This is a genomic window from Janthinobacterium sp. Mn2066, from assembly GCF_049319705.1.
GTDB lineage: Bacteria > Pseudomonadota > Gammaproteobacteria > Burkholderiales > Burkholderiaceae_D > Janthinobacterium.
In genome coordinates, this window is sequence record NZ_JBMOUF010000013.1 from 1 (window position 1) to 21,734 (window position 21,734).

The 21,734-nt window shown below is 60.8% G+C and carries 19 protein-coding genes and 1 other RNA gene; 15 read left to right on the plus strand and 5 right to left on the minus strand.

Features of this window, described 5'->3' with window-relative positions; translation table 11 throughout:
* Nucleotides 1-533: 533 nt before the first annotated feature.
* The 4 genes from ssrA to ompA form a co-directional block, all read right to left on the minus strand.
* Nucleotides 534-894, minus strand: a transfer-messenger RNA (tmRNA) gene (ssrA, locus tag ACL9RI_RS22810).
* A gap of 96 nt (nucleotides 895-990) precedes the next feature.
* Entirely contained in the window at nucleotides 991-1,695 is a 705-nt protein-coding gene (locus ACL9RI_RS22815) for an HAD family hydrolase (protein WP_422728774.1), read from the minus strand.
* 61 nt (nucleotides 1,696-1,756) lie between these two features.
* Nucleotides 1,757-2,452 (minus strand): bifunctional 2-polyprenyl-6-hydroxyphenol methylase/3-demethylubiquinol 3-O-methyltransferase UbiG, encoded by a 696-nt coding sequence (gene ubiG, locus ACL9RI_RS22820; RefSeq protein WP_183678430.1) that lies wholly within the window; start codon nucleotides 2,450-2,452, stop codon nucleotides 1,757-1,759.
* Between the two features lie 122 nt (nucleotides 2,453-2,574).
* Nucleotides 2,575-3,291: an outer membrane protein OmpA gene (gene ompA, locus ACL9RI_RS22825; RefSeq protein WP_183678428.1), complete on the minus strand. Its 717-nt coding sequence runs from the start codon at nucleotides 3,289-3,291 to the stop codon at nucleotides 2,575-2,577.
* Nucleotides 3,292-3,875: 584 nt separating this feature from the next.
* On the opposite strand from ompA, the gene gyrA reads away from it, so the two are divergent.
* The 15 genes from gyrA (at nucleotide 3,876) to ACL9RI_RS22900 (ending at nucleotide 20,698) form a co-directional block, all read left to right on the plus strand.
* The gene (gene gyrA / locus ACL9RI_RS22830; protein WP_422728775.1) at nucleotides 3,876-6,560 is read left to right on the plus strand and encodes a DNA gyrase subunit A; all 2,685 of its coding nucleotides are present in this window, start codon (nucleotides 3,876-3,878) and stop codon (nucleotides 6,558-6,560) included.
* A 58-nt stretch (nucleotides 6,561-6,618) separates the two neighbouring features.
* Entirely contained in the window at nucleotides 6,619-7,212 is a 594-nt protein-coding gene (locus ACL9RI_RS22835; protein WP_422728776.1) for a DUF2059 domain-containing protein, read from the plus strand.
* Between the two features lie 33 nt (nucleotides 7,213-7,245).
* Nucleotides 7,246-8,337 (plus strand): 3-phosphoserine/phosphohydroxythreonine transaminase, encoded by a 1,092-nt coding sequence (gene serC / locus ACL9RI_RS22840; RefSeq protein WP_422728777.1) that lies wholly within the window; start codon nucleotides 7,246-7,248, stop codon nucleotides 8,335-8,337.
* Between the two features lie 84 nt (nucleotides 8,338-8,421).
* A complete protein-coding gene (pheA, locus tag ACL9RI_RS22845) occupies nucleotides 8,422-9,492 on the plus strand; it encodes a prephenate dehydratase (RefSeq protein ID WP_422728778.1) in 1,071 nt (356 codons plus the stop codon).
* 89 nt (nucleotides 9,493-9,581) lie between these two features.
* Nucleotides 9,582-10,688: a histidinol-phosphate transaminase gene (gene hisC, locus ACL9RI_RS22850; protein WP_422728779.1), complete on the plus strand. Its 1,107-nt coding sequence runs from the start codon at nucleotides 9,582-9,584 to the stop codon at nucleotides 10,686-10,688.
* A 4-nt stretch (nucleotides 10,689-10,692) separates the two neighbouring features.
* A complete protein-coding gene (locus ACL9RI_RS22855; protein ID WP_422728780.1) occupies nucleotides 10,693-11,607 on the plus strand; it encodes a prephenate dehydrogenase in 915 nt (304 codons plus the stop codon).
* 16 nt (nucleotides 11,608-11,623) lie between these two features.
* Entirely contained in the window at nucleotides 11,624-12,979 is a 1,356-nt protein-coding gene (gene aroA / locus ACL9RI_RS22860; protein ID WP_422728781.1) for a 3-phosphoshikimate 1-carboxyvinyltransferase, read from the plus strand.
* A gap of 18 nt (nucleotides 12,980-12,997) precedes the next feature.
* Complete coding sequence (cmk, locus tag ACL9RI_RS22865) at nucleotides 12,998-13,666, plus strand: (d)CMP kinase (protein WP_422728782.1); 669 nt, start codon at nucleotides 12,998-13,000, stop codon at nucleotides 13,664-13,666.
* A 115-nt stretch (nucleotides 13,667-13,781) separates the two neighbouring features.
* Nucleotides 13,782-15,494, plus strand: a complete 1,713-nt coding sequence (gene rpsA, locus ACL9RI_RS22870) for a 30S ribosomal protein S1 (RefSeq protein ID WP_183678411.1) — start codon at nucleotides 13,782-13,784, stop codon at nucleotides 15,492-15,494.
* Nucleotides 15,495-15,514: 20 nt separating this feature from the next.
* Nucleotides 15,515-15,820, plus strand: a complete 306-nt coding sequence (locus ACL9RI_RS22875) for an integration host factor subunit beta (RefSeq protein WP_183678410.1) — start codon at nucleotides 15,515-15,517, stop codon at nucleotides 15,818-15,820.
* 235 nt (nucleotides 15,821-16,055) lie between these two features.
* On the plus strand, nucleotides 16,056-16,361 hold the full coding sequence (locus ACL9RI_RS22880) for a LapA family protein (protein ID WP_422728783.1): 306 nt from the start codon (nucleotides 16,056-16,058) through the stop codon (nucleotides 16,359-16,361).
* 36 nt (nucleotides 16,362-16,397) lie between these two features.
* Nucleotides 16,398-17,573 (plus strand): lipopolysaccharide assembly protein LapB, encoded by a 1,176-nt coding sequence (gene lapB, locus ACL9RI_RS22885; protein WP_422728784.1) that lies wholly within the window; start codon nucleotides 16,398-16,400, stop codon nucleotides 17,571-17,573.
* Between the two features lie 80 nt (nucleotides 17,574-17,653).
* Complete coding sequence (locus tag ACL9RI_RS22890) at nucleotides 17,654-19,021, plus strand: UDP-glucose dehydrogenase family protein (RefSeq protein ID WP_422728785.1); 1,368 nt, start codon at nucleotides 17,654-17,656, stop codon at nucleotides 19,019-19,021.
* Nucleotides 19,018-19,962: a D-glycero-beta-D-manno-heptose-7-phosphate kinase gene (rfaE1, locus tag ACL9RI_RS22895; protein ID WP_422728786.1), complete on the plus strand. Its 945-nt coding sequence runs from the start codon at nucleotides 19,018-19,020 to the stop codon at nucleotides 19,960-19,962. The genes ACL9RI_RS22890 and rfaE1 overlap by 4 nt, the downstream gene beginning before the upstream one ends.
* Before the next feature lie 187 nt (nucleotides 19,963-20,149).
* On the plus strand, nucleotides 20,150-20,698 hold the full coding sequence (locus tag ACL9RI_RS22900; RefSeq protein WP_422728787.1) for a ComEA family DNA-binding protein: 549 nt from the start codon (nucleotides 20,150-20,152) through the stop codon (nucleotides 20,696-20,698).
* Nucleotides 20,699-20,778: 80 nt separating this feature from the next.
* Here ACL9RI_RS22900 and ACL9RI_RS22905 read toward each other — a convergent pair whose 3' ends face one another.
* A complete protein-coding gene (locus ACL9RI_RS22905; RefSeq protein WP_422728788.1) occupies nucleotides 20,779-21,699 on the minus strand; it encodes a LysR family transcriptional regulator in 921 nt (306 codons plus the stop codon).
* Between the last annotated feature and the right edge of the window lie 35 nt (nucleotides 21,700-21,734).

The following is a 21,734-nucleotide window of genomic DNA, read 5'->3' on the forward strand; positions in this document are numbered from 1 at the left end:
TCTTCATGCAGAACTTTCAAAAATCTGAATTTGGAAAATTCTACTTTTAAACGCGATCATTTGGCGGGGGGATTACCAGGCTAAGGCTCTCAGTAGTAAATTTCTCGGACAAATAGCGTCACAGAAGATGGTACGCAACGCCGAACGAGAAGTTCTGATGGAGCGGGCATTCATCCAATTAATGCAAAAGGGTGAGTTACCCACTCGTCATCGTGTCGCGGCAGAAATGGAAAAATCAGGCCAGCTGTTCCGGCCCGAGGACAAAGCTTATTATCAAATACTTAGGGCTCAAATCTACAAATGAACGCTTTGTCTTGACAACCGAATTCCCTTAACAAAGGTTGGAAGCATAAGTTGTCGTTCGTGCAGATTCGGAAGCATGAGTTGTCGTTTGCGACAACTCATGCTTCCGAACCACACGCAAAACCCCCGCGCCCGTACCGGACGCGGATTCGAGTCCCGGCTATCGGCAGCGCTGGATAAAAAATAAAGGCCCCGTCGCTTGCGCTCGGGGGCCTTTATTTTTTATCCAGTGGTGGAGACGGCGGGAATCGAACCCGCGTCCGCAAGCACTCTACAGACAGTTCTACATACTTAGCACTATCATTTAATTTAACCGGTATGGCACGGATGTGCACGTTACATACAAGCGAGTCACCTATTATTTAGTCGAATGCTAAGTAACCCAGCATTAGACGAGTCCCTGTAAATGACTCCAGAGCTTTTGACGGCCCACCCCAGGGACGAGGTGTTCTAGAGCTAACAGCGATTAAGCTGCCAGTGCGTACGAGTTATCGTTTGCAGTTAAGTTTTTTCTGGGTGTATTTACGAGGTAACCAGCCCTCGGTATGCCCTGCGCTGCTTTGCAACCCACGTCGAAACCAGGTCGTCCCCACAGAACCTTCATTGTAGCGCAATCTTCACACTCTTGCATGATGCATTCGAGGTAAGCGGCGAAGGCAAGCGCATGCGCCTGCAAAAAAACGGCGATCAAGCCGCCAGCTGCCGCGCCCGCTCCGCCTTGACCACGTTCTGTACCAGTTCCAGCAACGCCAGTGGCGTATCGAGCAAATGATCCGCTTTCCAGTGTAGTGGTTCGACCGGGCCGCAATAGCCCCAGGCGCAGGCGATGGTGCGCATGCCGGCTGCGCGGCCGGCCTGGATGTCGCGCAGGTCGTCGCCCACGTACCAGCAGGCTTCCGGCGCCAGGTCCAGGCGGCGGGCCGCTTCCAGCAGGGGGGCGGGGTGGGGTTTCGGGTGGGGCATGGTGTCGCCGGAGATCACGCAGCCGGCTGCGCCCAGGCCGATCTGGCCGACCAGTTTATCCGTGAAGCGGGCGGCCTTGTTGGTGACGACGCCCCAGGCCAGGCCCAGGGCGCTCAAACCTTCCAAGAGGGCGGGGATGCCGTCGAATAAACGGCTTTCCACGGCCAGGGCCGCTTCGTAGTTGGAAAGAAAAGCGTCTTTCAGGGCTTCGTAGCCGCTTTCGCCGGGTGCTATGCCATACGACGCGCCGATCATGCCGCGCGCGCCGGCCGAGGCGGTGGGGCGCAGGATGTCGTAGGGGGTGGGCGCCAGCCCGTCGCGCGCGCGCAGGCGGTTGATGGCCGCTGCCAGGTCGGGCGCGGTGTCGGCCAGGGTGCCGTCGAGGTCGAACAGGATGGCGCGCGGCGCTGGCAGAAGGTTTGTGGTCATGGCGGTAGCTGGATCAGGATGAAAAATGGCGGCCGTAGCCGCCAGGGTGTGGTCTTGCCGCTCAGGCGGGGCGGGTGCAGGCCACCAGATAATTGACGCTGGTGTCGTTATTAAGTGAGTAAATCTTGGTTAATGGATTGTAGCCCATGCCACGCATGCTGTTGACATCCAGGCCGGCGCTGCGGGCAAATTGCGACAGTTCGGCCGGGGTGATGAATTTGTCGTAGTCGTGCGTGCCTTTCGGCAGCAAACGCAGCACGTATTCGGCGCCCAGGATGGCGAACAGATAGGCCTTGGCGTTGCGGTTCAGGGTCGACAGGAAGATGTGGCCACCTGGTTTCACCAGCGTCGCGCAGGCTTTGACGATGGCGGCCGGGTCAGGCACGTGTTCCAGCATTTCCATGCAGGTGACGACGTCGTACTGGCCTGCTTCGGCGTCGGCCATGGCTTCGGCGGCGATCAGCTTGTAGCGTACCTTGGCGCCCGATTCCAGGCTGTGCAGGTCGGCCACTTTCAAGGCTTTTTCGGACAGGTCGATGCCCGTCACGTCGGCGCCTTTGCGGGCCATCGATTCGGCCAGGATGCCGCCGCCGCAGCCGATGTCGATCACGCGCTTGCCGGCCAGCGGCACTTTTGCGTTGATCCATTCCAGGCGCAGGGGGTTAATTTCGTGCAGGGGACGAAACTCGGAAGTGGGGTCCCACCAGCGGTGGGCCAGCTCACTGAATTTTTGGATTTCAAGAGGGTCGGCGTTCATAGTGGAATGATAGCGGCAATTTCACGATCGGGCAGCCACGGACGAAAAAAAAACCCGCCGGGGCGGGGTTTTATCTGCTGCGCTTGACTTGATGCGGGTGTCAGGCGCTGGCGGTGAGGCGATTACTTGTTGCGGGTACCAACAACTTCGATTTCCACGCGACGGTTTTTCGCACGGCCTTCGGCAGTTTTGTTATCAGCAACAGGTTGTTTCTTGCCTTTGCCTTCGGTGTACACGCGGTTGCTTTCAACGCCTTTGGAGATCAGGTAGGCTTTGACAGCATCAGCACGACGTACCGACAGTTTTTGGTTGTAGGCATCGGTGCCGACGGAGTCGGTGTGACCCACAGCGATGATGACTTCCAGGTTGATGCCGCCCAGTTGAGCCGTCAGCTCGTCCAGTTTGGCCTTGCCTTCTGGTTTCAGCGTGGCTTTGTCGAAATCGAAGAATGCATCAGCAGCGAAGCTGACTTTTTCCGAGGTAGGAGCAACTGGTACTGGCACAACGACTGGCGCTGGTGCTGGAGCAGGAGCTGGTGCTACTGGCGGTGGTGGAGGAGCCACGCACTTGCCGTTTTGCAGGGTTTCTGGTTCTACGCACAGTGGAACGTCGCAGCCTGGCACCGCATCAGCTGGTGTCCAGTAGCCGGTACGCCAGCACAGACCGAATGGATCACGCACGATTACGCCGCGAGCATCTTGCACATAAGCGCTTTTTGGGCTTGGTGCTTTCAGATCGGTGGTCACTGGCGCGAACGGTGGCGAGGTTGGGGTTTGAGCCGAAGCCGAGCCGGCGATCACTGCGGTTGCAGCGAAAAACAGCGTTACAAATTTATTCATTCTTCTTTCCTTTCGGGGGGTAATATCCGCAGCACAACACTGCGCTACTGGTGCTACGTGCCGAGATTTTATCATGTAGACCACATGCGCTCGTTTCAGATTGTGAAACTAGCAATTAACTTCCCAGTTATTTTGCCACACGCACCGGGGGTGCACGACCGTGGTTAAATCAAAGCTTCCCGGATTTTAGACCGCCCGTTGTTTCTGCGCAACGAAAATGCCCAATTATGAAGCGCTTGTAACATTTGATTACTTTTTGTGCCTGTTTTATGGGCAGGGGGCTTGAAACCGTGTTGCTATTGTGCATTAGTGTGTCCTCTTGATAAGCACGGCTTCCCATGCCGGGCAAACAAGGCATGCACGGTCCTGGTGCAAACTGTTAATTTTTGCCGACCTGGCAATTTGTACTGATCGCAGGGCGCGCATGCTAAAATCGTGCGCTTGACTGTCACGGATGGGCACCAAGACCACGCCAGCAGCGCGCGGCACGGGGTCCACGACCACAGCCGCCTAGGATATGCAGTATTGCTCATACATTGCGTAACAGATAAGTTAACCACAGCCTGAGATCAGTCGAACCGCCAATGGATCAATTCGCAAAAGAAACAATTCCTATTTCCCTCGAAGAAGAGATGCGCAAGAGCTACCTCGATTACGCCATGAGCGTGATCGTCGGCCGGGCCTTGCCGGATGCACGTGACGGCTTGAAGCCGGTGCACCGCCGCGTCCTGTTCTCGATGCACGAGTCGAACTACGTGTGGAACCGTCCTTACGTCAAGTGCGCCCGCGTGGTCGGCGATACCATGGGTAAATATCACCCGCACGGCGACGCGTCGATCTACGACACCCTGGTGCGCATGGCACAGGACTTCTCGCTGCGCTACACGCTGGTCGATGGCCAGGGTAACTTCGGCTCCGTCGACGGCGACGCCGCCGCCGCGATGCGTTACACCGAGTGCCGCCTGGACAAGATCGCCAGCGAATTGCTGGCCGATATCGATAAAGACACGGTCGACTTCGCGCCCAACTACGACGGCAAGGAAAAAGAACCGACGGTGCTGCCGACGCGTATTCCCAACCTGCTGATCAACGGTTCCTCCGGTATCGCGGTCGGCATGGCGACGAACATTCCGCCGCACAACATTACCGAAGTCATCAACGGCGCGCTGCACGTGCTGCGCAACCCGGAATGCACGATCGACGAATTGATCGAGATGATCCCGGCGCCGGACTTCCCGACCGGCGGCATCATTTACGGCGTCTCGGGCGTGCGCGATGGCTATCGCACCGGCCGCGGCCGCGTGGTGATGCGCGCCAAGACGCACTTTGAAGAGTACGGCAAGGATGGCGGCCGCATCGCCATCATCGTCGACGAACTGCCGTTCCAGGTCAACAAGAAGTCCCTGCTGGAACGCATCGCCGAAAACGTGCGCGACAAAAAACTGGACGGCATTTCCGACATCCGCGACGAGTCCGACAAGTCGGGCATGCGCGTGGTGATCGAGCTGAAACGCGGCGAAGTGCCGGAAGTGGTGCTGAACAATCTGTACAAGCAGACCCAGTTGCAAGACACCTTCGGCATGAATATGGTGGCCCTGGTCGATGGCCAGCCGCGTTTGCTGAACCTGAAGCAGATGCTGCAATGCTTCCTGTCGCACCGCCGCGAAGTGGTCACGCGCCGCACCGTGTTCGAACTGCGCAAGGCGCGCGAACGCGGCCACGTGCTCGAAGGCCTGGCCGTTGCGCTGGCCAATATCGATGACTTCATCGCCATCATCAAGGCAGCGCCGACGCCGCCGATCGCCAAGGGCGAACTGATGTCGCGCGCCTGGGATTCGTCCGTGGTGCGCGAGATGCTGGCGCGTACCGGCGACGGCAATACGCCAGGCGGCATCGACGCCTACCGTCCGGAAAGCCTGCCGAAGCACTACGGCATGCAGCCTGACGGCCTGTACAAGCTGTCGGACGACCAGGCGCAAGAGATCCTGCAGATGCGCCTGCAACGCCTGACCGGCCTGGAACAGGACAAGATCGTCAACGAGTACAAGGAAGTGATGGAACATATCGCCGACTTGCTCGACATCCTGGCCAAGCCAGAGCGCGTGACCGTCATCATCACCGATGAAATGACCCTGGCGATGAACGAATACGGCGCTGGCAAGAAGGACGTGCGCCGCTCGCAGATCGAACTGAATGCCACCGACCTCGAGACGGAAGATTTGATCACGCCGCAAGACATGGTGGTGACCCTGTCGCACACCGGCTACATGAAGGCGCAGCCGATTTCCGAGTACCGCGCGCAAAAACGCGGCGGCCGCGGCAAGCAGGCGATGGCGACCAAAGAGGAAGACTGGATCGACCAGCTGTTCATCGCCAATACGCACGACTACATCCTGTGCTTCTCGGATCGTGGCCGCATGTACTGGCTGAAGGTGTGGGAAGTGCCGCAAGGCTCGCGCAATTCGCGCGGCAAGCCGATCGTCAACATGTTCCCGCTGCAGGACAATGAAAAGATCACCGTGATCCTGCCGCTGTCGGGCGAGAACCGCAGCTTCCCGGAAGACCATTACGTGTTCATGTCGACCAGCCTCGGCACCGTGAAAAAGACGCCGCTGAAGGACTTCAGCAATCCACGCAAGGCCGGCATCATCGCGGTCGACCTGGACGAAGGCGACTTCCTGATCGGCGCGGCGCTGACCGATGGCAAGCACGACGTGATGCTGTTCTCCGATTCGGGCAAGGCAGTGCGCTTCGATGAAAACGATGTGCGTCCGATGGGCCGCACGGCGCGCGGCGTGCGCGGCATGAACCTGGAAGAAGGCCAGCACGTGATCGCGCTGCTGGTGGCCGAGAACGAGCAGCAGTCGGTGCTGACGGCCACCGAAAACGGTTACGGCAAGCGTACGCCGATCACCGAGTACACGCGCCATGGCCGTGGCACCAAGGGCATGATCGCCATCCAGACCAGCGAGCGCAACGGTAAAGTGGTTGCCGCGACCCTGGTCAATACCAGCGATGAAATCATGCTGATCACCACCGGTGGCGTATTGATCCGCACCCGCGTGTCGGAAATCCGCGAAATGGGCCGTGCCACGCAGGGCGTGACCCTGATCGCGGTGGAAGACGGCACCAAGCTGTCGGGCCTGCAGCGTGTGGTGGAGACCGATATCGACGAAGTCGAACTGACGACGGAGGCGGCCAGTGTCGTGGCGGCCGACCCAGCGCCGGCCGATCCTGTCGATCCTGCCGAACCGGCCCAGCCGGAGTAAGATGATTGGGGCTCTTTCGGGAGCCCCAATTGTTTATGGTTTGCCTTTTTTGAAAAATATGAAGAAGATTCTTTCGGCGCTGCTGGCATCGTTGATGCTTTTCACCGCCAGCGCTAGCCACGCGCAAGACGCCGCGCCCGCGAAGCAGGATCCTGCCGCCGTGCGCGCCGTGCAGGATTTGATGGAAGCGCAGAAAATGCGCGTCACCTTGCAGGCGATGTTTGCGCAAATGGCGCAAAAGATGGATGAGGCCATGTATGCGACGGCAAGGCAGGCGGCCCAGGACAAGTCGCGTTTGACGGATAGTCAGCGCCAGCAATTGCAGGCGGCGATGGCGCCGATGCTGCAGCAGTTTTCCGCGACGATGAAGTCCACCTTCACCGATCCTGCGCTGGTCGACGAATACATCGTCGCCTCGGTGCCCGTGTACCTGAACCATTTCAGCGTGGCCGAGATCGAGCAGATGACGGCCTTCTACCGCTCGCCCGTGGGCGTGAAATTTGTTGCAGCGACACCGAAGCTGATGCAGGAAATGGTGCCGGCCAGCGAGCGCATCATCATGCCCCGCATGCTCGAGATGCAGCAGCAATTCGGGCAGCAGCTTGAACAAATAAAAAAAGACATATTGCAGCAGAAACCACAGCAGAAATAGCCTGAGACCGATTCAATTGCCAAGGACTGTATCGTGACGCATATCTATAATTTTTCCGCCGGCCCGGCCGTGCTGCCCAGGGAAGTACTGGCGCAAGCGGCTGCCGAAATGCAGGACTGGCATGGCAGCGGCATGTCGGTGATGGAGATGAGCCACCGTGGCCCCGAATTCGTGTCCATCTACCGCCAGGCGGTGGCCGACCTGCGCGAGCTGCTGGCCGTGCCCGACAATTACAGGATCCTGTTCCTGCAGGGGGGCGGCCTGGGCGAGAACGCCATCATCCCGATGAACCTGGTGGGGCTGGCTGCTACCCAGCCGGCCACGGTCGATTTCGTCCACACCGGGACCTGGTCGGGCAAGTCGCTCAAGGAAGCGGCCAAGTATGCCAATGTCAACGTGGCCGCTTCGTCGCAGGCCAGCGGCTTTGCCGGCGTGCCGCCAGTGTCCGACTGGAAGCTGACGCCAGGCGCCGCCTACCTGCATCTGTGCACCAATGAAACCATCGATGGCGTGGAATACCAGCATCCGCCGCAGGTGCCTGCCGGGACCACCATCGTGGCCGACATGTCGTCGCACATCCTGTCGCGCGTGATTGATGTGTCGCAATACGGCGTCATTTTCGGCGGCGCGCAAAAAAATATCGGCCCGGCCGGTTTGACCCTGGTCATCGTGCGCGAAGACTTGCTGGGCAAATCCTTGCCGATTTGTCCTTCGGCGTTTGACTGGACCATCGTCGCCGAACATGAGTCGATGTACAACACCCCGCCCACCTATGCCATCTATATCGCCGGCCTGGTTTTCCAGTGGCTGAAACGGCAGGGTGGCGTTGCTGCAATGGAAGAGCGTAATATTGAGAAAGCGGCGCTGCTGTATGCGGCGCTCGATGCGGACGATTTTTACCAGACCCGGGTCGCCCCCGCATACCGCTCGCGCATGACGATCCCGTTCTATCTGCGCGACGAGAGCTTGAACGATGCATTCCTGGCCGGCGCCAAAGCGCGCGGCTTGCTGCAGCTGAAGGGCCACAAGTCCGTCGGCGGCATGCGTGCAGCGATTTATAACGCGATGCCGATAGAAGGCGTGCAAGCATTAGTGAATTATCTGAACGAGTTTGCCGGACGCTGAGTCGCCATAGACGACCACGCCGGCCCACTGCCGGCGCAGGCCGTGCACTTATGATTGAAATACAGCTGAGCCAACAAACCCACCATGACTGACAAATTAAAACCGCTGCGCGAACAGATCGATGCGATCGACGCGCAAATCCTGGAACTGCTCAACCGCCGCGCCCTGGTCGCGCAAGAAGTGGGGCACGTGAAAGCCGAAACCCAGGCGCCCGTGTTCCGCCCCGAACGCGAAGCGCAAGTGCTGCGCGGCGTGGCCGAGCGCAATCCTGGTCCGATGGGCGACCGCGAAGTACAAACCATCTTCCGCGAAATCATGTCCTCCTGCCGCGCGCTGGAAAAGCGCGTCACCGTCGCCTACCTGGGCCCGGCCGGTACCTTCAGCGAACAAGCCGTCTATCAGCAGTTCGGCAGCGCCGTCGATGGCTTGCCCTGCGCCTCGATCGATGAAGTGTTCCGCTCCACCGAGGCGGGTACGGCGGACTTCGGCGTGGTGCCGATCGAGAATTCCTCGGAAGGCGCCGTCAACCGCACGCTGGACATGATGCTGCAGACAAGCCTCATCATCAGCGGCGAAGTGTCGATTGCCGTGCACCACAGCCTGATGACGAAGAGCGGCAAGATGGATGGCGTGAGCGTCATCTGCGCCCATTCGCAGGCGCTGGCCCAGTGCCAGGCCTGGCTGAACCAGCATTACCCGCATATCGAACGGCGCGCCGTGGCCTCGAACGCCGAAGCGGCCCGCATGGCCGGCGGCGATGCGACGGTGGCGGCGATTGCCAGCGAACTGGCCGGTACGCAGTACCAGCTGGGCGTGGTGCAAGGCCATATCCAGGACGACCCGCACAACCGCACGCGCTTTGCCGTGGTAGGCACCCTGCAGACGGCGCCGTCGGGCAAGGACCAGACCTCGCTGGTATTGGCCGTGCCGAACAAGGCGGGCGCCGTGTACCAGTTGCTGGCGCCGCTGGCGAAACATGGCGTGTCGATGACGCGCTTCGAGTCGCGCCCCGCGCGCATGGGCAGCTGGGAGTATTATTTCTATGTCGATGTGGAAGGCCATGGCCAGGACGGCGCCGTGGCGCAAGCCCTGGCCGAGCTGCAAAACAATGCCGCCTTCTTCAAGGTGCTGGGGTCGTACCCGGTCAGCCTTTGATCCCGTCGAAAGCCGGAAATTCTGGGGTCAGACCCGACGGGACTAGGCGTCCCCGTCCGACCCCGATCTCAACTTTTAAAGAGTACACCATGTCTAAAAATATCGGTCCAGAACACGTCCGCGCCATCGCTCCTTACCAGAGCGGCAAACCGATCGCGGAAGTGGCGCGTGAATTCGGCCTCGACGAGGCTGCCATCGTCAAGCTGGCCTCGAATGAAAACCCGTACGGCATGCCGGAATCGGCGAAACAGGCGATGATCGCCGCGATCGATGACCTGGGCCGCTACCCGGACGCCAACGGTTTTGACCTGAAAGCCGTGCTGTCGCAACGTTATGACGTGCCGGCCGACTGGATCACCTTGGGCAATGGCAGCAACGACATCCTGGAAATCGCCGCGCACGCGTTTGTACAGCACGGCCAGTCCGTGGTGTATTCGCAGTATTCGTTCGCCGTGTACGCGCTGGCTACGCAAGGCCTGGGTGCGCGTCACCTGGTGGTGCCGGCGCAAGCCTATGGCCATGACCTGGACGCCATGGCCGCCGCGATTACGGATGACACGCGCCTGGTGTTTATCGCCAATCCGAACAACCCGACCGGCACCTTCCTGACGGCAGCGCAGCTGGAAGCGTTCCTGCACAAAGTGCCGCAGCACGTGGTGGTGGTGCTCGATGAGGCGTACAACGAATTCCTCTCGGCCGAAGAGCAATATGAATCGACCGCCTGGGTGCGTCAATTCCCGAACCTGGTGGTCTCGCGCACGCTGTCGAAGGCCTATGGCCTGGCTGGCCTGCGCATCGGCTTTGCCATCGCCCAGCCGGTGCTGACCGACCTGATGAACCGCATCCGCCAGCCATTCAACGTCAACACCCTGGCGCAGGCTGCCGCCATCGCCGCCTTGAACGACAAGGAATTCCTGGAGAAAAGCGCGCGCAACAACGCGGCCGGCTATCAGCAATTTATAGAGGCATTCACGGCCCTGGGACTGGAATACGTGCCGTCGCACGGCAATTTCGTGCTGGTGAAAGTGGGTGACGATGATGGCGCCGGTGCGCGCGTCAACCTGTCGCTGCTGCAGCAGGGCGTGATCGTGCGCCCCGTGGGCAGCTATGGCTTGCCGCAATGGCTGCGCATCTCCATCGGCCTGCCGCAGGAAAACGCCATCCTGATCGCTGCGCTGACGAAAGCGCTGGCCTGATCGTATGGCTTCCCCTGTCTTCAACAAGATTGTCATTTTCGGCGTCGGCCTGATCGGCGGCTCGTTCGCGCGCGCGCTCAAGCATATGGGCGCCGTTGGCACGGTGGTCGGCATGGGCCGTTCGCCAGCCTCGATGGCGCGCGCGCTGGAGCTGGGCATCATCGACGCCATCGGCAGCGACATGATGGATGCCATCCACGGCGCCGACCTGGTGCTGGTGGCCGCGCCGGTAGCGCAGACGGGCGCCATCCTGGCGTCGATTGCACCGCACCTGCAGCCGGGCACCGTGGTGAGCGACGCGGGCAGCACCAAGTCCGACGTGGTGGCCGCCGCGCGCGCCGCGCTGGGGGACAAGATCGCCCAGTTCGTGCCGGGCCACCCGATCGCCGGGCGCGAGACGAATGGCCCCGATGCGGCCATCATCGACCTGTATCGCGGTAAAAAAGTGGTGCTGACGCCGCTGGCGGAAAATGCCGCCGCCGATGTCGAGCGCGTAGCGGCCGCCTGGCGCACCTGCGGCGCCATCATTCACGTCCTGGCGCCGGCAGAGCACGACAAGGTGTTTGCCGCCGTCAGCCATTTGCCGCATCTGCTGGCGTTTGCGCTGGTCGACGACATCGCCCGGAAACCGCATGCGGACTTGCTGTTCCAGTATGCTGCCAGCGGTTTTCGCGACTTTACGCGCATCGCCGGCTCGTCGCCGGAAATGTGGCGCGACATCAGCCTGGCCAACCAGCCGGCCCTGCTGCAGGAACTGGACGCCTACCTGGCGCAGCTGACGGCCTTGCGTACCCATCTGGCCGCCGGTGACGGTGCCGCCATCGAGCAGGTGTACGCCAACGCCCAGCAGGCGCGGCAGCAATGGATAGGCGCGATCGAAGCGGCTGAAGCGCCTGCGCCAGCCACGTCCGCACAATAATTATCAAGGAATCAGCATGACCCAAACTAAACAATACCCCCACCATGTGGACCTGGCGCCGGTGATGCATGTCGAAGGCACGGTGCGTCTGCCCGGCTCGAAAAGCATTTCCAACCGCGTGCTGCTGCTGGCCGCGCTGGCCAAGGGCACGACCAGGATCGTCGATTTGCTCGCTTCCGACGACACCTTCGTCATGCTGACCGCGTTGACCTCGCTGGGCGTGCACTGGAAGCAGGATGAACTGATCGGCGATCCGGCCACTGCGCACCAGGTACACCATGTGGAAGGCTGCGGCGGCGTATTCCCGCAGCACGCAGCGGACCTGTTCATGGGTAACGCCGGCACGGCCATCCGCCCATTGACGGCGGCGCTGGCCGTGATCGGCGGCGACTACACCTTGCATGGCGTGTCGCGCATGCACGAGCGCCCGATCGGCGACCTGGTCGACGCCTTGAACGCTGTCGGCACGCAGATCGAATACACGGGCGAGCAGGGTTTCCCGCCGCTGCGCATCCGCCGCGGCCACATCCACGCGCAGCGCATCGCCGTGCGCGGCAATGTGTCGAGCCAGTTTTTGACGGCCTTGCTGATGGTGGCGCCGCTGATGGCGCGCGACCATGCCGTCACCATCGACGTGACGGGCGAGCTGATCTCGAAACCGTATATCGAAATCACCCTGAACCTGATGCGCCGCTTTGGCGTGACGGTCGAGCACGACGGCTGGCAGTCGTTTACCGTGCAGCCTGGCCAGCAGTACCAGAGCCCGGGCACCATCCACGTCGAAGGCGATGCGTCGTCGGCGTCGTACTTCCTGGCAGCCGGCGCGATCGGCGGCGGCCCGGTGCGGGTGGAAGGCGTAGGGCGCGACAGCATCCAGGGCGATGTGCGTTTCGTCGAAGCCTTGCAGCAGATGGGGGCGACCATCACCATGGGCGAAAACTGGATCGAGGCCCGTTCGAATGGCGTCTTGAAAGCCATCGACATGGACTTCAACCACATTCCCGACGCCGCCATGACCATCGCCGTGGCCGCCCTGTACGCGGACGGCACCAGCACCCTGCGCAATATCGCCAGCTGGCGGGTGAAGGAAACCGACCGCCTGGCGGCCATGGCGACGGAATTGCGCAAGCTGGGCGCCGAGGTGGAAGAGGGCGCGGACTACCTGCGCGTGACGCCGCCGGCCGAAATTAAGCCTGCCACCATCGATACCTACGACGATCACCGCATGGCGATGTGTTTCTCGCTGGCATCGTTGGATGGCGTGGCCCGCCGTGGCAACGCCATGCGCATCAACGATCCGAAATGCGTGGCCAAGACCTTCCCCGAGTATTTCGCCGCATTTGCGGGGATTGCTAAAGATACTTTGATTTAACTGATTGACAATATTATTATGCCGAACTCCCACATCCCAGTGATCGCCATCGATGGCCCCACCGCGTCCGGCAAGGGCACGGTGGCGCACCGCGTGGCTGACAAGCTCGGCTTTCACTACCTCGATTCGGGCGCGCTGTACCGGTTGACGGCCCTGATGGCGATCCGCCGTGGCACGGACTTGCGCGACGAACACGCACTGGCCAAGCTGGCCGAACACCTGCCGTGCCACTTTGCGGGCGGTGAGATCCTGCTGGCCAATGAAAACGTGACCGAGCAGATCCGTGCCGAAGTGGTCGGCAACACGGCTTCGCAGATTGCTGTATTGCCAACAGTACGCCAGGCCTTATTTGCCTTGCAACTATCTTTTCGCAAGGCGCCGGGCCTGGTGGCCGACGGGCGCGACATGGGCACGGTGATCTTTCCGCATGCGCCGCTGAAGGTGTTCCTGACGGCCAGCGTGGAAGCGCGCGCGGGCCGGCGCTACAAGCAATTGATAGACAAGGGAATTTCTGCTACTATGGAAGACCTTCTGATGGATTTGCAGGCGCGGGACGAACGTGATACTCACCGTGCGATTGCGCCGCTGGTCCCCGCGGAAGGGGCGCATGTCCTCGATACGTCGGCCATGACGGCAGATGTTGCCGTCGAAACCGTGTTGAAATGGTATGCCGCTGTAACGAAATAGCTGCTTTTTGCTATGTGGTGCCCGTGACGGCTCCTGGCCTGTCCGGGTGTGTCAAAAACCTAACCCAGTTTAAGTCGCATCGTGCGATCTCTGCTGGATAACCTGTGTGAACCCTATGTCTACTGTTACAACTAACGAATCTACCGGTATGGAAAGTTTTGCTGCGCTCTTCGAGGAATCGTTGTCGCGTCAAGATATGCGCTCCGGCGAAGTTATTTCCGCTGAAGTCGTGCGCCTCGACCACAATTTCGTGATCGTGAACGCTGGCCTCAAATCCGAAGCATTCATCCCTGTCGAAGAATTCAAAAACGACCACGGCGAACTGGAAGTCAAAGTTGGTGACTTCGTTTCCGTGGCGATCGAATCGCTGGAAAATGGTTTCGGCGATACCATCCTGTCGCGCGATAAAGCCAAGCGTCTGGCTTCGTGGCTGGCTCTGGAAAAAGCGATGGAATCGGGCGAAATCGTCGTCGGTACCGTCAATGGTAAAGTCAAAGGCGGTCTGACCGTATTGACCAACGGCATCCGTGCATTCCTGCCGGGCTCGCTGGTTGACACCCGTCCTGTCAAAGACACCACCCCATTCGAAGGCAAAACCCTCGAATTCAAAGTGATCAAACTGGATCGCAAGCGTAACAACGTGGTTCTGTCCCGCCGCGCCGTCATCGAAGCTTCGATGGGCGAAGAGCGTCAGAAACTGATGGAAACGCTGAAAGAAGGCACGGTCGTGACCGGCGTCGTCAAAAATATCACCGACTACGGCGCGTTCGTGGATCTGGGCGGTATCGATGGCCTGCTGCACATCACCGACCTGGCATGGCGCCGTGTACGTCACCCGTCGGAAGTACTGACGGTTGGCCAGGAAATCACCGCCAAAGTCCTGAAATACGATCAAGAGAAAAACCGTGTTTCGCTGGGCGTGAAACAACTGGGCGACGATCCTTGGACCGGTCTGTCCCGTCGTTACCCACAAAGCACCCGTCTGTTCGGTAAAGTCACCAACCTGACCGACTACGGCGCGTTCGTTGAAGTGGAACAAGGTATCGAAGGTCTGGTACACGTTTCCGAAATGGACTGGACGAACAAAAACGTTGCTCCAAACAAAGTTGTCCAACTGGGCGACGAAGTAGAAGTAATGGTTCTGGAAATCGACGAAGAGCGTCGTCGTATCTCGCTGGGTATGAAACAGTGCAAAGCCAACCCATGGGATGACTTTGGCGTTACCCACAAGAAGGGCGATAAAGTCCGCGGCGCGATCAAGTCGATCACCGACTTCGGCGTGTTCATCGGCCTGGCCGGCAACATCGACGGCCTGGTGCACCTGTCCGACCTGTCCTGGACCGAAACCGGCGAAGAAGCCGTGCGTCGCTTCAAGAAAGGTGACGAACTGGAAGCCATCGTTCTGGCCATCGACGTTGAGCGCGAGCGCGTTTCCCTGGGCGTCAAGCAACTGGAAGGTGACCCATTCAACAACTTCGCAGCCATGAACGACAAAGGTTCGCTGGTTACCGGTACCGTGAAATCGGTAGAGCCTAAAGGCGCCGTGATCCAACTGTCCGAAGAAGTTGAAGGCTACCTGCGCGCTTCCGAAATCTCGCGCGACCGCGTTGAAGATGCTGGTACGCACCTGAAAGTCGGCGACACCGTTGAAGCGCTGGTACTGAACATCGACCGCAAAGCCCGTGGTATCCAACTGTCGATCAAAGCGAAAGACAACGTTGAAACCCAGGAAGCAATGCAAAAAATGGCAGCTACCGACAACAACGCAGCTTCGGGCACCACCAGCCTGGGCGCCTTGTTGAAAGCTAAGTTCGATAACAAGAACTAAGACCACGCGGATACCGGCAGATGACAAAGTCCGAGCTGATCAACCGCCTCGCTGAGCGTTATTCTCAGCTGGTGGCGAAAGATGCGGAGTATGCCGTCAAGACCATTCTCGATGCGATGACCACGGCCCTGTCGACCGGCCAGCGCATCGAGATCCGCGGTTTTGGCAGTTTTGCCCTGAACAGCAGGCCCCCGCGTATCGGCCGCAACCCGAAATCCGGCGACAAGGTGATGGTGCCCGAAAAACGGGTGCCCCATTTCAAGCCGGGCAAACAGTTGCGCGAGCGCGTGGACGCGATGGTCGGACAACCGATCATCGAGGATTAATCGTCTGCTGGAAGGCGACATAAAGAGCGGCGTCCTTGGATGCCGCTTTTTTTTGCTAATATGCTGGGAATACCTGACATAAGCTACTGCGCGTCGCGCTTTGCGGCCTGCGATGCTCACCGTGCTCCAGCACGGCTACGCTTCTCGGCCACAAATCACTGACGCTCGCTACGCTTCTGTCACGCATTCCAAGGTTGTGCCATACGGGCATTTTTTGTACTTTCTGGGCGTATCGATGAAAATTATTACCACCATCGTTGGCTGTGTTCTTTTCGTCCTGTTCTTCAGTTTTGCGCTGAAGAATGCGCAGGTTGTCGACCTGCATGTTTTCCTCAATTATGAAATTCGCGGCCCCCTGGTCTTGATGCTGCTGGGCTTTTTTGTCGCCGGCGCCAGCCTGGGCGTACTGGCCCTGACGCCGACCGTATTCCGTCACCGCCGCGAAGCAAACAAGCAAAAAACCACCATTGCCGCACTGCAAACCGTCGGCGCTCCCAGCCCTGTCCAGCCACAGCCGGACGGCGTGAGCGCACAGGCGTGATCGCAGGCACATTTTTACTCTTACTCGAACAAACGCATGGAATATGAACTCTGGTGGCTCCTGGGCATCCCCGTGTTTTTTGCACTGGGATGGATCGCCGCGCGCGTTGACATCCATCAACTGGTGTCGGAATCGCGCAGCCTGCCCCGCAATTACTTCAAGGGCTTGAGTTTCCTGCTCAATGAACAGCACGACAAGGCGATCGACGCCTTTATCGAAGTGGTCAAGCTCGATCCTGAATCGGTCGATATGCACTTTGCCCTGGGTAATCTGTTCCGCCGCCGCGGCGAGACGGAACGGGCCATCCGCGTCCACCAGAACTTGCTGGCGCGCCCCGACCTTCCCGTGGAGCAGCAGGGCCACGCCGCCTATGAGCTGGGCATGGATTACCTGAAGGCAGGCTTGCTGGACCGTGCCGAAGAAACCTTCAATAGCCTGGTCGAGACGCAATATGCGGTGCAGGCGCGCCGCGCGTTGCTGGAAATTTACCAGCGCGAAAAGGAATGGCCGCGCGCCATCAAGGCGGCGCAGGGCTTGCAGGAATCGGGTGCAGGCGCCCGCCAGAAAGAAATCGCCCAGTTCTATTGCGAACTGGCACATGATGCGCTGGTGCACCTGAAGCCGGACGACGCCATGCCGCTGCTGGAAAAAGCGCTGGAAACGGACCGCAAGAGCGTGCGCGCCACCATCCTCACCGGTGACGTGCTGCTGGCGCGCGGCGACGTGGAAGGCGCCTTGATGACCTGGCGCCGGGTGGAGCAGCAAAGCGTGCCGCACGTGGCCCTGGTGGCGCAGCGCCTGATGGATGGTTACACCAAGCTGGGCCGTCCGCAGGAAGGCGTGAACCTGTTGCGTTCCTACCTGGAAGAAGCGTCCTCGATCGATCTGATCGAAGTGGTGTTCAAGGCGGTGATCGAGCTCGATGGCGTGGATGCGGCCAAGCAGTTGGTCAGCGCCGAACTGCGCCGCACGCCGACTTTGCTGGGCCTCGATAAATTGCTGGAAGCGCGCATGATGGATGCTCCGGCCGCCATCTGGTCGGAGCTGTCGATGGTGAAAAACCTGGTGCACGGCTACACGCAGAAACTGGCCCGCTACCAGTGCAGCCATTGCGGCTTCAAGGCGCGCCAGTTTTACTGGCACTGCCCGGGCTGCAACAAGTGGGAGACCTACCCGCCTCGCCGCACAGAAGAACTCAATGTCATGAACTAAGCCTACCCGCCCCATGCCCCTGGCATCGGGGCGGGTACTTACTTGTATGTAACACAGAATATTATTAACACGGCAATCCAATGAAAATCACCATTATCGGCACCGGCTATGTGGGCCTCGTCACCGGCGCTTGCCTGGCAGAACTGGGCAATGACGTCTTTTGCCTCGACCTCGACGAAAAAAAGGTCGCCTTGCTCAACAGCGGCGGCATCCCCATCCATGAACCTGGCCTGGAAGAAGTCGTGGCGCGCAACCGCGCCGCCGGCCGTCTGCACTTTTCCACCAACGTGGAAGCGGCTGCCGCGCATGGCGTGCTGCAATTTATCGCCGTCGGCACGCCGCCCGACGAAGACGGCTCGGCCGACCTGCAATACGTGGTCGCCGCCGCCCGTGGCATCGGCAAGTACATGACCGACTACAAGGTCATCGTCGATAAATCGACGGTGCCGGTCGGCACGGCAGAAAAAGTGCGCGCCGCCATCCAGGGCGAGCTGGACGCGCGCGGCGTCGTCACCACCTTCTCGGTGGCGTCGAACCCGGAATTCCTCAAGGAAGGCGCGGCCGTCGAAGACTTCATGCGCCCGGACCGCATCGTCATCGGCGTCGACTCCACGCCGGCAGGCGAGCGCGCCCGCGATTTGCTGAAAACCCTGTACGCGCCGTTCAACCGCAACCATGAACGTACCTACTGGATGGATGTGCGCTCGGCCGAATTCACGAAATATGCGGCCAACGCCATGCTGGCCACGCGCATCTCGTTCATGAATGAACTGGCGAATCTGGCCGACAAGGTGGGCGTCGATATCGAAGCGGTGCGCCACGGCATCGGTTCCGACCCGCGCATCGGTCACAGCTTCCTGTACGCCGGCTGCGGCTACGGCGGTTCCTGCTTCCCGAAAGACGTGCAGGCGCTCGAACGCACGGCACGCGGCTACGGCCAGGAATTGCTGATCCTGCGCGCGGTCGAAGCGGTCAATGACAAGCAAAAGCAGGTGCTGGGCGAGAAAGTGGTCAAGCGCTTCGGCGCGGACCTGACGGGCCGGCATTTTGCCGTGTGGGGCCTGGCGTTCAAGCCGAACACGGACGATATGCGCGAAGCGTCGGCCCGCGTCCTGCTGGCAGACTTGCTGGGCCGTGGCGCCACGGTGGCGGTCTACGATCCGGTCGCCATGACGGAAGCCAAGCGCGTGCTGGAGCTGGACCTGACGCCGGAGCAACTGGCCAGGGTGCGTTTCGCCGCCAGCCCGCTCGATGCGTTGACGGACGCCGATGCGCTGACCATCGTGACCGAGTGGAAAGCTTTCCGCAGCCCCGATTTCGAGCAGATCAAGACGCGTTTGAAGCAGGCGGTGATCTTTGACGGCCGCAACCTGTTCGAGCCGGCCGTGATGGTCGAGGCTGGTATCGAATACCACGGGATCGGTCGCTCGATCCTGACACGCGCATGAGCGCCCGCGACATGACCGCGCCAGCGGCGCTGGCCGACGTGCGGCTGCTGGTGGTGGGCGACGTGATGCTGGACCGTTACTGGTTTGGCGATGTCAGCCGCATTTCGCCGGAAGCGCCGGTGCCCATCGTGCGCATCGAAAAGCGCGAAGAGCGCCTGGGCGGCGCCGCCAACGTGGCGCGCAATGCGGCCGCGCTGGGCGCGCAGACCAGTTTGCTGGGCGTGGTGGGCGACGATGAGGCCGGCAGCCAGGTCGAGCGGCTGCTGGTCAGCGATGGCATCCACAGCTACTTGCAGCGCGACGCCGCCATTTCCACCATCATCAAGCTGCGCGTAATCGGCCGCCAGCAGCAAATGCTGCGCATCGATTTCGAGGAAGCGCCCAGCGATACGGTGCTGCGCGACAAGCTGGCGCAATTCAATGCCTTGCTGCCCAACTACGACGTGGTGATTTTGTCCGACTACGCCAAGGGCAGCCTGGTGAACGTGGCCGAGATGATCAAGGTGGCCCGCGCGGCGGGCAAGATTGTCATGGTCGATCCGAAAGGCGACGATTTCTCGCGTTATGCGGGCGCGTCAGTGCTCACTCCGAACAAGTCCGAATTGCGCCGCATTATCGGACACTGGAGCACGGAAGAGCAGCTCACGCAACGCGCGCAGCAGGTGCGCGCCGACCTGGGCCTGGACGCCTTGCTGCTGACCCGTTCGGAAGAAGGCATGAGTTTGTACACGGCCGACGAAGTGGTGCACATGCCCACCGATGCGCGCGAAGTGTTCGACGTCTCCGGCGCCGGCGACACGGTGATCGCCACCATGGCCGCCATGCTGGGCGCCGGCATGGGCCTGGGCGATGCGGTGCGTACGGCCAACCGCGCCGGCGGCATCGTCGTCGGCAAGCTGGGCACGGCTACCGTGACCCGCGACGAGTTGTTCCCGCAGTAAATCTTCCTCACACTCTGCGCCGGATCGTTTGATCTGGCGCAGGGCCCGCTTTTCTGCACCTCCCGAATCTTGTCAACCAACTCACGCTGTGGCCGTTAAAGCCATAAGGCGCTGTCCTCCCTTGCGTTCGAGTGAGCTTGAAATAACGTTGTTAACTATGTTTGTCACCACTTCATGGAGAGATCATATGTTCAAGAAATTATTGCTGGCGGTCGTCACCCTGATCGCGACGATGGGCTTTGCGTTTGCCCAGGTCGACGTCAACAAGGCGGATCAGGCGGCGCTCGACAGCGTCAAGGGCATCGGCCCTGTGACCTCGAAGGCCATCGTCGATGAACGCGCGAAGGGCGGTCCTTTCAAGGATTGGGCCGATTTTGAAAGCCGCGTGAAGGGCGTGGGACCAAAAAGTTCGGTGAAGCTGTCGCAAGCGGGCTTGCAGGTGAATGGCCAGGCCAAGTCCGGTGCGCCGGCTGCCCCGGCCGCCGCGAAGCCGGCCGCAGCGGCCAAGGCGGCGCCGAAAGCGGCCACGGCTGCTCCTGCCGCAGCGGCTCCGGCGGCGGCCGATACCGCTGCCGCACCAGCCAAGACAGCGGCTGAAACCAAGAAAGAAGCGGCGGCTGCCAAGAAAGAGGCCAAGAAAGAAGCCAAGGCTGCCAAGGCCGCCGCTGCTGCAGCCAAGAAAGATGGCAAGGTGGCTGCATCCGATGCAAGCACGCCCGCCACGGATAAAAAGTAAGTTGTTGCTGTAAAGCCTGCTGCGTGGTGGTGCCGCGCAGCAGGCAGGAAACCCGCATGGTACCGGCCGTGCGGGTTTTTTTATGGGCGATCCGCTTGCAAGCCTGGCGGCACATGGCTGCGCAAGGTATCGATCACCAGGCGCAGGCGCGCCGTCATGGCGCGCGATGCGGGCCACGCCGCGTACAGGGGCATGCCAGGTGTCGCATGTTGTTCCAATACGATTTGCAGGCGGCCGCTGGCCAGTTCCGTTTCCACCAGCCATACAGGGAGTTGCGCCAGGCCATGGCCGGCCAGCGCCGCCTGCTTGACGGCTTCCAGGTGGCCCAGCCGCAGCCGCGAGGCAATCGCGACATCGCGCGGCTTGCCCTGCTGGTCCTGGAATTTCCACGCTTCCAGGCGGCCATCGCGCAGCATGCCGATGCAAGCGTGCCGCTCGAGTTCCTCGGGCGTGGCAGGCGCGCCGTGCTGGGCCAGGTAGGCGGGCGCCGCGCACACGGCCAGGCGCTGCACGCCGAGCTGGCGCGCGGCCAGGTTGGCGCTGTCCTGCAACAAGCCGATGCGCACGGCCAGGTCGCAGCCTTCCTCGGCGAAGTCGACGGGGCGGTTGGAAAACTGCGCCTCGATCGCCAGCGCCGGATATTGCGCCGCCAGTTGCAGCAGCAGCGGCATGACCCAGTCGCGCCCCAGCAGCACCGGCACGGTGATGCGCAGCCGCCCCGCCGGCTGGCTGCGCCGCTCGGCCAGGCCCGCTTCCGCCTGTTCCAGCTCGCGCAGGGCGCGCAGGCAGCTGTCGTGAAAAGCCAGTCCTTCATCCGTCAGCGACAGGCTGCGCGTGGTGCGGTGAAACAGGCGCGCGTCCAGCCGTTGCTCCAGGCGGGCCACGGCCTTGCCCACGCTGGACGGAGACATGCCCAGCTGCTGCGCGGCGCGGCTGAAGCTGCCCGCTTCGACTGCCTGCACGAAGGCGCGGATGCCGGCAAAACGTTCATTCGAGATCATGGCTGGCCCTGTTGATAATTGATTCGATCATTCTA

Bases quoted from the DNA above. Each gene is read 5' to 3' on its own strand.
- ACL9RI_RS22815 (WP_422728774.1), bottom strand. From the start codon at position 1,695: ATGACCACAAACCTTCTGCCAGCGCCGCGCGCCATCCTGTTCGACCTC.
- ubiG (WP_183678430.1), bottom strand. From the start codon at position 2,452: ATGAACGCCGACCCTCTTGAAATCCAAAAATTCAGTGAGCTGGCCCAC.
- ompA (WP_183678428.1), bottom strand. From the start codon at position 3,291: ATGAATAAATTTGTAACGCTGTTTTTCGCTGCAACCGCAGTGATCGCC.
- gyrA (WP_422728775.1), top strand. From the start codon at position 3,876: ATGGATCAATTCGCAAAAGAAACAATTCCTATTTCCCTCGAAGAAGAG.
- ACL9RI_RS22835 (WP_422728776.1), top strand. From the start codon at position 6,619: ATGAAGAAGATTCTTTCGGCGCTGCTGGCATCGTTGATGCTTTTCACC.
- pheA (WP_422728778.1), top strand. From the start codon at position 8,422: ATGACTGACAAATTAAAACCGCTGCGCGAACAGATCGATGCGATCGAC.
- hisC (WP_422728779.1), top strand. From the start codon at position 9,582: ATGTCTAAAAATATCGGTCCAGAACACGTCCGCGCCATCGCTCCTTAC.
- ACL9RI_RS22855 (WP_422728780.1), top strand. From the start codon at position 10,693: ATGGCTTCCCCTGTCTTCAACAAGATTGTCATTTTCGGCGTCGGCCTG.
- aroA (WP_422728781.1), top strand. From the start codon at position 11,624: ATGACCCAAACTAAACAATACCCCCACCATGTGGACCTGGCGCCGGTG.
- cmk (WP_422728782.1), top strand. From the start codon at position 12,998: ATGCCGAACTCCCACATCCCAGTGATCGCCATCGATGGCCCCACCGCG.
- rpsA (WP_183678411.1), top strand. From the start codon at position 13,782: ATGTCTACTGTTACAACTAACGAATCTACCGGTATGGAAAGTTTTGCT.
- ACL9RI_RS22875 (WP_183678410.1), top strand. From the start codon at position 15,515: ATGACAAAGTCCGAGCTGATCAACCGCCTCGCTGAGCGTTATTCTCAG.
- ACL9RI_RS22880 (WP_422728783.1), top strand. From the start codon at position 16,056: ATGAAAATTATTACCACCATCGTTGGCTGTGTTCTTTTCGTCCTGTTC.
- lapB (WP_422728784.1), top strand. From the start codon at position 16,398: ATGGAATATGAACTCTGGTGGCTCCTGGGCATCCCCGTGTTTTTTGCA.
- ACL9RI_RS22890 (WP_422728785.1), top strand. From the start codon at position 17,654: ATGAAAATCACCATTATCGGCACCGGCTATGTGGGCCTCGTCACCGGC.
- rfaE1 (WP_422728786.1), top strand. From the start codon at position 19,018: ATGAGCGCCCGCGACATGACCGCGCCAGCGGCGCTGGCCGACGTGCGG.
- ACL9RI_RS22900 (WP_422728787.1), top strand. From the start codon at position 20,150: ATGTTCAAGAAATTATTGCTGGCGGTCGTCACCCTGATCGCGACGATG.
- ACL9RI_RS22905 (WP_422728788.1), bottom strand. From the start codon at position 21,699: ATGATCTCGAATGAACGTTTTGCCGGCATCCGCGCCTTCGTGCAGGCA.